The sequence below is a fragment of the Paraburkholderia caledonica NBRC 102488 genome (assembly GCF_000685095.1).
In the GTDB taxonomy this organism is placed as follows: Bacteria; Pseudomonadota; Gammaproteobacteria; order Burkholderiales; family Burkholderiaceae; genus Paraburkholderia; species Paraburkholderia caledonica.
The window spans coordinates 91,091-104,166 of record NZ_BAYE01000012.1 but is presented as its reverse complement, the minus strand read 5'-3'; the positions used below and the strand labels follow the sequence as shown (position 1 = coordinate 104,166).

The 13,076-nt window shown below is 63.2% G+C and carries 10 protein-coding genes; 2 read left to right on the top strand and 8 right to left on the bottom strand.

Annotated features, from left to right (window positions below; translation table 11 throughout):
• Positions 1–18: 18 nt before the first annotated feature.
• Genes BCA01S_RS22745 through BCA01S_RS22735 form a run of 3 tightly spaced genes read right to left on the bottom strand, consistent with a single transcriptional unit; the run spans position 19 to position 6,022 of the window.
• Positions 19–1,548 (bottom strand): efflux transporter outer membrane subunit, encoded by a 1,530-nt coding sequence (locus BCA01S_RS22745; RefSeq protein WP_027778898.1) that lies wholly within the window; start codon positions 1,546–1,548, stop codon positions 19–21.
• 1 nt (position 1,549) lies between these two features.
• The gene (locus tag BCA01S_RS22740; protein WP_027778897.1) at positions 1,550–4,771 is read right to left on the bottom strand and encodes an efflux RND transporter permease subunit; all 3,222 of its coding nucleotides are present in this window, start codon (positions 4,769–4,771) and stop codon (positions 1,550–1,552) included.
• A gap of 18 nt (positions 4,772–4,789) precedes the next feature.
• Positions 4,790–6,022 carry an efflux RND transporter periplasmic adaptor subunit gene (locus tag BCA01S_RS22735; RefSeq protein WP_027778896.1) on the bottom strand — a complete coding sequence of 411 codons (1,233 nt, stop codon included), beginning with the start codon at positions 6,020–6,022 and terminating at the stop codon, positions 4,790–4,792.
• A gap of 425 nt (positions 6,023–6,447) precedes the next feature.
• Here BCA01S_RS22735 and BCA01S_RS22730 point away from each other — a divergent pair, with 425 nt between their 5' ends.
• The gene (locus tag BCA01S_RS22730) at positions 6,448–7,086 is read left to right on the top strand and encodes a TetR family transcriptional regulator (RefSeq protein WP_027778895.1); all 639 of its coding nucleotides are present in this window, start codon (positions 6,448–6,450) and stop codon (positions 7,084–7,086) included.
• Between the two features lie 227 nt (positions 7,087–7,313).
• Here BCA01S_RS22730 and BCA01S_RS22725 read toward each other — a convergent pair whose 3' ends face one another.
• Positions 7,314–7,940 (bottom strand): cysteine hydrolase family protein, encoded by a 627-nt coding sequence (locus BCA01S_RS22725; protein ID WP_027778894.1) that lies wholly within the window; start codon positions 7,938–7,940, stop codon positions 7,314–7,316.
• 177 nt (positions 7,941–8,117) lie between these two features.
• Here BCA01S_RS22725 and BCA01S_RS22720 point away from each other — a divergent pair, with 177 nt between their 5' ends.
• Entirely contained in the window at positions 8,118–9,125 is a 1,008-nt protein-coding gene (locus tag BCA01S_RS22720) for a helix-turn-helix domain-containing protein (protein WP_027778893.1), read from the top strand.
• Between the two features lie 250 nt (positions 9,126–9,375).
• Here the strand turns inward: BCA01S_RS22720 and BCA01S_RS22710 are convergent, their stop codons facing one another.
• The 4 genes from BCA01S_RS22710 to BCA01S_RS22695 all read right to left on the bottom strand — a co-directional run bounded on the left by BCA01S_RS22710 (position 9,376) and on the right by BCA01S_RS22695 (position 12,936).
• On the bottom strand, positions 9,376–10,110 hold the full coding sequence (locus tag BCA01S_RS22710) for an SRPBCC family protein (protein ID WP_027778892.1): 735 nt from the start codon (positions 10,108–10,110) through the stop codon (positions 9,376–9,378).
• Positions 10,111–10,140: 30 nt separating this feature from the next.
• A complete protein-coding gene (locus BCA01S_RS22705) occupies positions 10,141–10,533 on the bottom strand; it encodes a DUF427 domain-containing protein (protein WP_027778891.1) in 393 nt (130 codons plus the stop codon).
• 128 nt (positions 10,534–10,661) lie between these two features.
• On the bottom strand, positions 10,662–11,159 hold the full coding sequence (locus BCA01S_RS22700) for a hypothetical protein (protein ID WP_027778890.1): 498 nt from the start codon (positions 11,157–11,159) through the stop codon (positions 10,662–10,664).
• 256 nt (positions 11,160–11,415) lie between these two features.
• The gene (locus BCA01S_RS22695) at positions 11,416–12,936 is read right to left on the bottom strand and encodes a DegQ family serine endoprotease (RefSeq protein WP_027778889.1); all 1,521 of its coding nucleotides are present in this window, start codon (positions 12,934–12,936) and stop codon (positions 11,416–11,418) included.
• Positions 12,937–13,076 lie beyond the last annotated feature (140 nt).

Genomic DNA, 13,076 nt, shown 5'->3' with positions numbered 1-13,076 from the left:
GTCGAACTGCTTTAACGGTCAGCCGGCGGTCGCAGCCGAAGCCGCTGCCGGCGCACTTGCCGCACCGTAGTCGACGGGTGCGTCGGCCGGACGCGGCTGATCGCCGCTATGCTCGATCCAGCCGCCGCCGAGCGCCTGGTACAACGTCACCAGGTTCTGCAGACGCTCCATGCGCGCGGTAATCAACGACTGCTGCGCCGAATACGAAGCGGTCTGCGCGGTCAGCACCGCGAGGTAACTGTCGACCCCGCTCGTATAGCGCAGATTCGACAGATCCAGCCGGCGCTGTTCCGCAAACGCGTTGCGCTCGAGCGACTGGATCTGCTGATCGTATGTGCCGCGCGCGGCGAGCCCGTCTGCTACCTCACGGAAGGCCGTCTGGATCGCCTTTTCGTACGTGGCGATCTGGACGTTCTTCTGGATATTCGCGAGGTCGAGGTTGGCCATGTTCTGACCGCCTTCGAAAATCGGCAGCGTGATCGACGGCGCGAAACTCCACGCTGCCGACCCCGGCTTGAACAAGCCGCCGAGCGTCGGGCTCAGCGTGCCAAAGCTGCCCGTGAGAGAAACCTTCGGGAAGAAGGCCGCGCGCGCGGCGCCGATATTCGCATTGGCCGCAAGCAGATTCTCTTCGGCCTCCATGATATCGGGACGACGCGTCAGCAGATCGGACGGCAGACCCGCCGGAATATCCGTGAGCAGATTCTGGTCGTTCAACGTGAGGCCCGGCGCGAGGCCGGCGGGCAACGGCTCGCCGACCAGCAGCACCAGCGCGTTCTCCGCCTGGGCCCGCAGACGCTCCTGCGCATGCAGGTTCGCCTCGGCCTGCTCGACCACGGTCTGCGCCTGGCGAACATCGAGTTCGGAGCCCGTACCGTTGTCGAACTGCAGCTTCGTGATGCGATACGACTCCTGCGCGGTCTTCAGCGTACCTTGCGTGACCTTCAGCAGATCGTCGAGTTCGAGCACCGTCAGGTACTGATTCGCCACCTGCGAGACCAACGCGATTTCAGCTGCCTTGCGCGCTTGAGCCGTGGCAAGGTACTGAGCCAACGCCTGGTCCTTCAGGCTTTGAATACGCCCGAAGAAGTCGATTTCCCACGATGCGTTCAGGCCGACCGAATACGAATTCGAGATCGTATTGCCGAACACCGACAGATCTTTCGGTGTCCGCTGTTTGCTTTGCGATGCCGCAGCGTCGAGCGTCGGGAACAGGCCCGCGCGAACGATCCGGAACTGCGCCTGCGACGCCTGCATATTCAGCACCGACACGCGCAGATCGCGGTTGTTCTTCAGCGCGATGTCGATCAACTGCTGCATGCGCGGATCGATAAAGAAATCGCGCCAGCCGATGTCGGCCGCCGCCAGGCCGTTCGCGCTGCGCGCACCGGCCCCGCCAGCCTGCGTCGTGCCCGGCTGCGTGTCGTACACGCCGCCGGTCGGGAACGTGCTTGTCACCGGCGCGGCGGGGCGTTCGTACTTCGGCGCCATCGTGCAACCGGCAGCGACGAACGCGACCGCCACTGCAATCAAAGAGTGTTTTTGCATCTCAATGTCCGTCCTTGCCCGAGCCATTGGTGTCGGACCCGCCAGCCGCTCCGCCACCTTGCGGATCATGCGGATGGTGCTCGTTATAGTGTGCGAGCGCCGCGTCCGGGTCTTCCTTGTCGCCGCCGAACTTCGCGCGGATCACGACGAAGAACATCGGGATCATGAAAATCGCGAGGAAGGTCGCCGTCAACATACCGCCGATCACGCCCGTACCGATTGCGTGCTGGCTCGCCGAGCCCGCGCCGTTACTGATCGCGAGCGGCATCACGCCGAGAATGAACGCGAGCGACGTCATCAGAATCGGACGCAGCCGCAGACGTGCCGCTTCCAACGCGGCCTCGACCGGACCCATGCCCTCGCTCAGCTGCAATTCGCGCGCGAATTCGACGATCAGGATCGCGTTTTTCGCCGAGAGCCCCACTGTTGTCAGAAGACCAACCTGGAAGAACACGTCGTTCTCGAGCCCACGCAGCGTGGCGGCCAGCAATGCACCGATCACGCCGAGCGGCACCACCATAATCACGGAGAACGGGATCGACCAGCTCTCATACAACGCCGCGAGACACAGGAACACGACGAGGATCGAGATGCCGTACAGAATCGGCGCCTGCGAACCGGACTGGCGTTCCTGCAACGACAGGCCCGTCCATTCGTAGCCGACACCCGCGGGCAGTTTCGCCACGAGCGCTTCCATTGCCGTCATCGCCTGGCCCGTCGACTTGCCCGGTGCCGCCGCGCCCTGGATTTCCACCGCGGAAATACCGTTGTAACGCTCGAGCTTCGGCGAACCATAGGTCCACTGGCCGCTTGCGAACGCCGAGAACGGCACCATGCCGCCTGCCGTGTTGCGCACGTACCAGGTGTTCAGGTCTTCCGGTGTCATACGGAACGGTGCATCGCCCTGCATGTACACCTTCTTGATCCGGCCGTCGGTATCGAGGAAGTTGTTCACGTATTGCGACGCCCACGCGATCGAGAACGTCTGGTCGATTGCGGACAGCGATACGCCGAGTGCCGAGGCCTTTTCGTGGTCGATGTTCACTTTGAACTGCGGCGTATCGTTCAGGCCGTTCGGGCGCACCTGAGCCAGCGTCGGATCTTGCGCGGCCATGCCGAGCAGCATGTTGCGCGCTTGCATCAGCTTTTCGTGGCCGACACCCGCGCGGTCCTGCAGCTCGAAGTCGAAGCCGGCAGCCGTGCCGAGTTCCGGAATGGACGGCGGATTCACCGGATACACGAGCGCACCCTTGTAGCTGCCGAAGTGCATGAAGAGGCGGCCCACCAGCGCCTGCACCTTTTCATCAGCATGCTGACGCTGCGCGTAGTCCTTCATCCGCACGAACACGAGACCGGCGTTCTGACCGCGGCCCGCGAAGCTGAAGCCGTTCACCGTGAAGGTGGATTCGACAATCGCCTTTTCGCTGTTGAGCAGATAGTCCGACACGTCTTTCAGCGCGCGCGCCGTGGTTTCCTGTGTGGAGCCCGAAGGCGTTTGCACCAGCACGAACATCGTGCCCTGGTCTTCGTCCGGCAGGAACGACTTCGGCAGTTTCACGAACAGCAAACCGACCGCGAAGATCACCACCATGTAGATGATGAGCCAGCGGCCCGAGCGCTTGATCACGTGGTGCACGCCCGAGTGATACTTGTCGCGGCTCTTGTTGAAGTTCCGGTTGAACCAGCCGAAGAAACCCTTCTTCTCTTCGTGATGACCTTGCGGAATCGGCTTGAGAATCGTCGCGCACAAAGCCGGCGTCAGAATCAACGCGACCAGCACCGACAGCACCATGGCCGCCACGATGGTCAGCGAGAATTGCCGGTAAATAGCGCCGACCGAGCCGCCCGAGAACGCCACCGGCACGAACACCGCCGACAGCACGAGCGCCACGCCGACGAGCGCGCCGGTAATCTGGTCCATCGCCTTGCGCGTGGCTTCACGAGGGGATAAGCCCTCTTCCGCCATCACCCGCTCGACGTTTTCCACCACCACGATCGCGTCGTCCACCAAGAGGCCGATTGCCAGCACGAGTCCGAACATGGACAACGTGTTGATCGAAAAGCCCACCATGCTCATGACCGCGAACGTGCCCAACAACACCACCGGAACTGCGATGGTTGGGATCAGCGTGGCGCGCAGGTTCTGCAGGAACAGGTACATGACCAGGAACACCAGCACGATACCTTCGAGCAGTGTCTTGACCACTTCCTCGATCGACAGACGCACGAACGGCGTGGTGTCGTACGGATACTGGACGACCAGACCGTGCGGGAAGTACTTCGACAGTTCCGCGACCTTCGCGCGCACTGCCTTCGCCGTTGCGAGTGCATTCGCGCCCGTGGCGAGCTGGATACCGAAGCCGGCGGTAGGCTGACCGTTGTACTTGGTGTCGAAGTTGTAGTTTTCGCCACCGAGCTCGACGCGTGCAACGTCCTTGATACGGACCTGCGAGCCGTCGGGATTGACCTTCAGCAGCACGTTGCCGAACTGTTCAGGCGTATTGAGCAGCGTCGCTTCCGTGATGGTCGCCTGCAACACCTGCCCCGGCACCGACGGCGTGCCGCCGAGCGAGCCGCCGGCAACCTGTACGTTCTGCGCCTGCAGCGCGGTCTGCACATCTACGGGAGTCAGGCCGAAGTTGGTCAGCTTGTTCGCGTCGAGCCAGATTCGCATTGCGTACTGCGAGCCGAACAGCGTCACCGTGCCCACGCCGTCGATACGGCTGACCGGGTCCTGAATGTTCGACGCCACGTAGTTCGCGAGGTCGTACTTGCTCATGCTGCCGTCTTCGGACACGAACGCCATGACCAGCAGGAAGCTGCTGCTCGACTTCGTGACCTTCGTACCCAGCTGCTGAACCGCTTGCGGCAGCAACGGAGTGGCGAGCTGCAGCTTGTTCTGCACCTGCACCTGCGCGATGTCAGGATTGGTGCCGGCCGCGAACGTCAGCGTGATGGTTGCGGTACCCGAGTCGTCCGAAGTGGACGACAGGTACAGCAAGTGGTCGAGACCACTCATCTGCTGCTCGATCACCTGCGTGACGGTGTTTTCCACCGTCTTCGCCGAAGCGCCCGGATACGTTGCGCTGATCTGCACAGCCGGCGGCGCGATGGTCGGATATTGCGCGATCGGCAATGTGAACACCGACGCGATACCCGCGAGCATCAAAATGATGGCGATCACCCATGCAAAAATCGGGCGATCAATGAAGAACTTTGCCATGTGGCGGGCTCCCTGTTATTACGCGCCCGATGCAGCGGAGGCAGGTTGAGCCGTCTGCGCACCGCCGCTGGCGGCCGGCGCACCTTGAGCGGCTGCGCCGGAGGCGGGTGTAGCGGGAAGCTGCGCGGCAACGGTCTTGACCTGCATGCCCGGTTTCGCCTTGTCGGTGCCCTGCACGATCACGCGGTCGCCAGGTTTCAGGCCGCTCTCGACCACCCAGTTCGAACCGTACGTGCCCGAGGTGACGAGCTGACGCAACGCGACCTTGTTGTCGTCACCGACGACGAGCGCGGTAGGCTGACCCTTCTGGTCGTGCGTGATACCGACTTGCGGCACGACGAGCGCGTTCTCGTTCACGCCTTCCTCGATCTTTGCGCGCACGAACATGCCCGGCAGCAGCACCTTGTCCTTGTTCTGGAAGATCGCGCGGACCGTGACAGAGCCCGTGCCCTGGTCGACCGTCACGTCGGTGAACTGCAGCTTGCCCTTTTCGGAATACGTACGGCCGTCTTCGAGAATGAGCGAAACCTTCGCGGCGTCAGGGCCGTTCGTCTTGAGACGCCCTTCCTGCATCTGGCGGCGCAACTTCAGACCGTCGAGGCTCGACTGCGTCAGGTCGACGTAGACCGGATCGAGTTGCTGCACGGTGGCGAGCAGGGTTGCGGCGCTCGCCTGAACATAAGCGCCCGGCGTGACTTGCGACACGCCGATCTGGCCCGTCACGGGCGAGGTCACGTCGGTATAGCCCAAGTTGATCTGCGCCGTCTCGACCGCGGCCTTGCCCGCGGCGACGTCGGCGGCGGCCTGGCCTTGCGCGGCTACTGCGTTGTCGTAGTCCTGCTTGCTGACCGCGTTGGCCGCAACCAGCACCTTGAAGCGGTTTGCCTGCGCCGTGGTGGACGCGAGGTTGGCCTGCGCCTTGGCGAGCGACGCCTTCGCGTTGTTCAGCGTGGCGATGTACGGCGCTGGATCGATCTTGTACAGGCGCTGGCCTGCCTTGACCTGACCGCCCTCGGTGAATTCGCGGCGCAACACGATGCCGTCCACCCGCGCGCGCACTTGCGCGACGAGGAAAGCACTGGTGCGGCCCGGCAGTTCAGTGACGACAGGTACGGTAGTCGGCTGGACTGTGACGACGCCGACTTCGGGCGTCTGTTGCGGCGGGGCAGATTGTTTTGGTCCGCATGCTGCCAGCAATATGGCAGCCGTCGCGGCACTGATTAAGCGGAATGGAACCCGTTCGACGCGCATGGAGCGACCTCTGTCTATGACTGAGAATGAAAAAGTGCGCGCATCCCTACCCCGGGGACGACGGCGCACACATGCGTCTTGCGACGCTCGACCGAACGCCCATGGATGCCGGCAACAGTTGCGAGGCAACCTGAACCAAATGCGCCTTACCGGGAAATGCCGCACCGCGCCGCCCGTTGAAGCACGGCGCGTAAGCGTTCTGAAGACAACAGTGACGGATATTAACCGGTCGTCACAGCTTGGGCTATCCGATCGTGGGGTGCTATTATATATACATTCACGAATGGATGTAAAAGTGCGTTACTTCTCTTGCGGGGCGGGGACCCGGAAGAAAGCTTCGCCAAACAGTTCAGGGCAAACGGATTGTCATCGAGCGTACTTAAAAAAGCTCGGGAAAACCCGCAATCAGGGCAAGTTAGACAAATATGGTCAGAAGAACCAAAGAAGAAGCGCTGGAGACGCGCAACAGCATCCTCGACGCAGCCGAGCGGGTCTTCTTCGAAAAGGGTGTGTCGCGCACTTCGCTCGCCGACATCGCACAGGCGGCCGGCGTCACGCGCGGCGCCATTTATTGGCACTTCGCGCATAAGAGCGATCTGTTCACCGAGATGTTCGACCGCGTGCTGCTGCCGCTGGACGAACTCAAAGCCGCGTCGCTGGACCCGAACGAGCCCGATCCGCTTGGGCGGCTGATGGAAATCTGCATCGTCTGTGTGCGCGATACCGCGACCGATCAGCGGCGCCGTCGCGTGTTCGACATTCTGTTTCTGAAGTGCGAGCTGGTCGAAGAGATGGGGCCGGTGATGGTCCGCTACCAGACCAATATGCGCGAGGCGCTGATCAAGATAGAAGGCGGCTTGCGCAACGCGATCTCGAAAGGGCAATTGCCGGCAGACCTCGACACGAAACTCGCTGCTGCCATGGTGCATGCGTTTGTCGGCGGATCGCTGCGCGACATGCTGTTTCTACCCGATGCGACGGATTTCACCGCGCTCGGCGAGCGGATGGTCGAAGGTATTTTCGATGCATTACGTCTGAGTCCGGCGCTGCGCAAGTCAACGTGAAGCGGCGGCTGGGGGCCGCTCGGGCGGTGTAGTTTGCGGCTGATCGAGCGGTGCTGTCGGCGCCGGCGCTGTCGGCAACGCTTCCGACACACCATTTGGCGCAACGGTCGCGCCCGCTCCCGCAGCGCTCGTTGTCACGCTGGCCCAGCGTTGGACCGGCATACGCCGCGACCTCCCGGTCGCGATCCTTGACTCGCGGCCCTTAAGCCGCGTCCCTCACGCCAACATCAGCGATTCCGGCTGCGCGCCTTCTGATTCGACGCATAAATGTTGCCGCGCTCTAACGGCACACCGCTACTGACGGCGGCAAGCCATTCGTCGGTGCTCGCCACCGCCGCAAAGCGCGAATGCAGCACCACACTGAACACGCGATGAATGTCTTCCGCGCTTGCAAAGCCCGCGCTGTTTTCATACGGCACGGAGCCGGTTGCATCGTGCAGGAATTCGACGGCGAGGCCCGCGTGGACCGCGTGATTGATCGTCGATGCATCGCAGTTGTGCGTCATGTAACCCACTACCGTCACCGTGTCGATTTGCCGTGCTGCCAGCCAATCGGCGAGGTCCGTGCCGGTGAAGGCGCTCGGCAGCGACTTCTCCACATAATGATCGCGCTCACGGGAAGCGACCACCGGGTGCAGTTCCGCTGCCGCGCTCCCGCGCGCGAACAGTGGAGAAGTGGCCGGCGCGAAGTTCTGCACGATCACCACCGGCACGCCGGCGGTGCGCGCGGCGTCGATCGCGCGTCCAATGTTGGCTAGCGAGCTTTGAACGTTGGGATACTCGATCGGCAGATTGCCCGTTACGTATTCGTTCTGCACGTCGATGACAATCAGCGCACGGCGTGGTGTGGTCATGGCCAGACTCCTGTGAAAGATTGATGAGGTCGCGCGCCACAGCCCCACTAGCTTCAGGCAAACGAGGCCGCCGCGATGACGCATTGTTCGCCCACGCCCGTTATGCCAACAGTGGCCCGATTGACAATCTTCGCTAGAATCGGGCCATCGTCGTCGCTTTCCCAAGGTGCCTGACTCATGGCTACACGTGCCGCCTCTCCCGCCCCGGCCGCCGCAAAGCCCCGCGGACAGCGGGCACACATCGTCGCAGTGATCGCGTTCGACCGCATCAGCCCATTCCATCTTTCTGTGCCATGCGTGGTGTTCGGCGAGGACCGTAGTGGCAGTGGCGTTCCCGGCTTCGACTTCCGCGTGTGCGCAGGCGAAACCGGCCCGCTGACGACGACCGCAGGATTCTCGATTGCCGTGACTCACGGCCTCGAAGCGCTCGCCGAAGCCGACACGATCATCGTGCCGAGCTGGCGCGATCCCGCCGAGCCGCCGCCAGCCGCTTTGCTCGATGCACTGCGCGCGGCGCACGCACGCGGCACACAACTCGTCGGCCTATGCCTCGGCGCGTTCGTGCTGGCTGCCGCCGGCATTCTCGACGACCGCCCGGCCTCGACGCATTGGGCATGGGCGGACGACTTCGCGGGCCGTTACCCGCGTGTCCGGCTCGATCGCGACGTGCTGTATGTCGACGACGGCAACGTGCTGACATCGGCGGGCACGGCTGCCGGCCTGGATTGCTGTCTACATGTGCTGCGCAAGATGTGCGGCGCCGAGGTGGCGAACTTCGTCGCGCGGCGGCTCGTCGTATCGCCGCACCGGCAAGGCGGCCAGGCGCAATACATCCAGCAGCCGCTGCCGCCGGACGTCCGCGAAGACCGGCTCTCGGGTCTGCTCGACTGGGTGTGCGGCAACCTCGACGCGCCGCACACGCTCGACAGCCTCGCGGCGCGCGCACTGATGAGCCGGCGCACCTTCACGCGGCGCTTCAGACTCGCCACCGGCACGACCGTCGGCGCGTGGCTGCTCGCACAACGGCTCACGCGCGCGCAGCAGTTGCTGGAGAGCTCGGATCAGTCAGTGGAAGCGATTGCGGGCATCGCCGGGTTCGGGTCGGCGGCGTCATTGCGTCAACATTTCGCAGAAGCGTTTCGGACCTCGCCCTCAGCATGGCGAAGAGAGTTTCGCGGCGCATGAGACACAGCGCCCACGCAAATGCCGCGTGACACGCTGATGGCAATGAAGACGCCGGGTGACACATTGAAAGCGAAGTACGGCATCGACGTCGCGAAGCAACGCAGGGTGCAAAGCGACGCGCTTTCGTAGTCTTTCACCGCGAATTCGTAGTCGCGCCCGCACGACACTCGACCCCGCACGCTGCGCAACCGTTCCGCGCGACCATGCCGCTCGCGCGCCGGTCCAGGCGCGAAGAACATGCGTGCCGCCGTCAGTGCTCGCTGATCCAGCGCGCCACATACAGCAGAAGCGCGACGAGAAAAATCATCGCCGCCCACGCCCAGTTCGGCATGGCATGAGGGGTCGGCTCGGGATGCGAGACGCCGTGCGACACGCTGGCAGCGCGTCCGGCAAGCGGGCTGCCATGTTCTGCGCGGGTGCGCCGCGAAACGCCGCCCAGCGTGATGGGCCGTAAAAATACATGCTGGCGACGCGCCGCCGAACCGCGCGCGCGGTTCGGGCCCTGCCCATGCTTCGCCCGCACCACCGCGCTGAATTCGGCGAAGAAATCGTCGGCGAGATGGTGCAGCGCGTTTTCGAGCTGACGCGTGGGCAGTTCAGCGAGCGGCCCCGACGACGTCGCCCAGATCGTGTAGTCGATCCGCGTGCCGCGCTCCCTGCTGCCGAGCGCGCCCTCTTCCGCGCGCAGACGCACTTCGATTTGACCGCGCAGTGAGCCGATACCTTCGGCGCGCGCCTTGAAATTGATCGTGCGGCGCTCCGCGTCGGCAGGGCCGGAATCCTGGCCGGCGACGTGCGCGCGTGCTTCGTAACGCGCACGCAGCGGGCCGAGGGGCACCGTCATAGCCAGCGCGTATTCGCCGTGCGAAAGGCGCGTGAACGATTCGCAGTTATCGAGGCTGGCGCGCAGGAGCGCGAGGTCTTGCAACGCGTCCCAGACATCGGACGGCGCAAGTGGAATCCGTAACGCGTCGTTCAGTTCCATCCCAGCCTCCGACAGACGCGCGACAGCGGATCAGGAGGTCTGATCGATGCGGTCGACGCGCGATGAGTAAAACGCGAGATATCCCTGGATCGGGGCTGCCTGTTCGAACGGCGTCTCGTAAGTCCATACGGCGTTTTCGATCAAGCCGTCTTCGGTGCGCAGATGGTAGTACGAGGCGTCGCCCTTGAACGGACAGTGCGACGTGTGCGTGGAGCGTTCGAGCCGCGCCATGTTCACGTCTTCACGCGGAAAATAGAAAACGTCGGGCAGACCGGTTTCGGCGAGCGTGAGCGCCGCGTGCGTGTCGGCCATCGTCACGCCGCCATGAATCACCCGCACCCGGTGATGATTGCCCGTTATCGTAATGGCGTGCCCGCCGGAGGGTTTGTCCGGATTTGCGTGAGGTGTCAAGGCATCGCTCATGTCTCGGCTCCGTGAAAGTGTGCGGTCGTGCATACAGCAAAGCCACGGGACGGGCCCGTGGCTTCATTATCGGTCAAAGTCCTCGCGATTGCGCGGCCTCCGTGCTGCATGCCAGACAAGCCTCGGGTTTACTGCGTGTTCCAGTAGAACGCCGCTTTCGCCGTGCCCTTCGCGGGCACCGTCAATGCCTTCGACTGGTCGCGGTCCTTGTAGGTCGCATGCACCGTGTAGCGCCCTGGGCGCAGCTTCACGAGCATGTAGGGTCCGCGCGACGCGGTGCTCAACACCTCGCCGTTATGCGCGTCGACGATCCGTACGTGGACGTCGGCCAGATAGTCCGAGCCCGGTCCGGTAAAGCGCAATGACAAAGGCCATTGGCTTTGCGCCTGCTGCAGTGCCTTGGACTCGTCCAGACCGACGCCGCCCGAGACGAACGACACGTCGCCTTGTTGCTGGATTTGCGGCAGACCTCCGCCGTTGGCGTTGCCTGCGCTCGTCTGGTCGGCGGTGGTGCCGCCGGTTACTTCGCTCGCCTGCTGCGCATATGCGCCGCCCGCCAGACCGAGAGTGAGCGCCACGCTGGCCGCGGCGGCTACGATCTTTCGCTGAGTGCGTTGGTTCTTCATCGGTTTGCTCCTTATTGACGTCCTTATCCGTTACCCGTCGATGGGACCGGATTCAATGTGGATGCAACTGCCGTGCCACGCGGCCGCTCGACAGCACGGCGAATCGCCCGCTTCGCACGTCACACGCCGCACAGCGCCCGGTTTGCGGCTTCCGGTACAGAAAGAAAAATGCCGGTCTGTCTGCAGTAAGTGCAAACAGACCGGCAAGCGTTACTCGATGCTGTTCATCGACCAGTCATGACTGACCGGACGTCGATCAACCCAGATCGACCGGTACGAAAATCTGTGCGTTGTCACGCTGGATCAGCAACGCGATGCTATTGCCCGCGCCGGAGACCATCTGCTTCAACTGATCGACGCTCGTCACCGGCCGGCCGTTGACGGCGAGAATGACGTCGCCCGGCTGGATGCCCGCGCTTTCTGCCGCGCCGCCCGACTGCTGCACGAGAAGACCGTGCGAGATCGAAGCGCTGCTCTTTTCTTCCGGCGTCAGCGGACGCACGGCCACGCCCAGACGCCCTTGCAACTGCGCGGGCTGATCGGTCTTGTCCGAGGCCAGCTTCGCGTCCGACAACGAGCCGATCGTCACCTTCAGATCCTTCGTGCCCTTGTCACGCCACACCTGCACGGTGGCCGTGCTGCCGGGCGCGAGCCCTGCCACCTGTGAAGGCAGCGCCGACGAATCGCCCACCGGATCGCCGTTCACCGACAGAATCACGTCTCCCGGTTGCAACCCCGCCTTCGCGGCAGGACCGTCCGGATCGACCGAGCTGACGAGCGCACCTTGCGGCTTCTGCATGCCGAACGAATTTGCCAGCGTCTGATTCATGCTTTGCACGGCGACACCAAGGCGCCCACGGCTCACGTGACCCGTCTTGACGATGTCGTCCTTGACCTTGATTGCCTCATTGATTGGGATTGCGAACGAAAGCCCCTGGAAGCCGCCGGTCTGCGAATAGATCATGGAGTTGATGCCGATTACCTCGCCTTGCAGATTGAACAGCGGCCCGCCCGAATTGCCGGGATTCACCGGCACGTCGGTCTGAATGAACGGCGTGTAGTTTTCGTTCGGCAGCGAACGCGATTTCGCGCTGATGATGCCGGAGGTCACCGTATTATCGAAGCCGTACGGCGAACCGATCGCGACCACCCACTGACCGACCTTGCTCTGACGCGGATCGCCGATCTTCACTGTCGGCAGATTGCTTGCGTCGATCTTAAGGACGGCGACGTCCGACTGCTTGTCGGCGCCGATCACCTTGGCTCTGAACTCGCGCTTGTCGGTCAGCTTCACCGTGACGACGTTTGCGCCGTCAACCACGTGCGCATTGGTCAGGATGTAGCCGTCGCTGCTGACGATAAACCCGGAACCGAGGCTCGCGCTCGGCTGGTCGGGCGCGTCGCCGCCGTCGCCGCCCTGCACGCCCGGCATGCCGCCAAAGAAGTGCTTGTAAAACTGGTAGAACGGGTCGCTCGGATCGATCGGCAACTGATTGCCGCCGCTCATGCCGCCATTGCCGCCGTTACTGCGCAGCGCCGCGCGCTTCACGACGTGCTTTGCACTGATGTTGACTACCGCGGGCCCGTACGTTTCGACGAGACCGGAGAAATCGGGAATGCCGGTTTTCGCGGCGGCTTCGGCGGGCATCATCGCCGCTTGCGCCGGTGAGATGACCTGGGGCGCGGGCACGTCGCGATGGCCCGCCACATAGCCGGCGAAAAGCGCAACGGCGACAGCCGCTGCAACAGCGCTGCGAGACAAGGTTTTCGCGTTCATCGTGTACTCCTGACTGGAGAAAGAAACTCGGATGTCAGGAAGCGTACGGGGCATCGCTTAAAAGAGTCTTAAGCAGCGACAGATCGTGTTTTGGCCTTCTTTTCAGGGGTTTTCTGCACCAGGCAAATTGAAAGCATTGG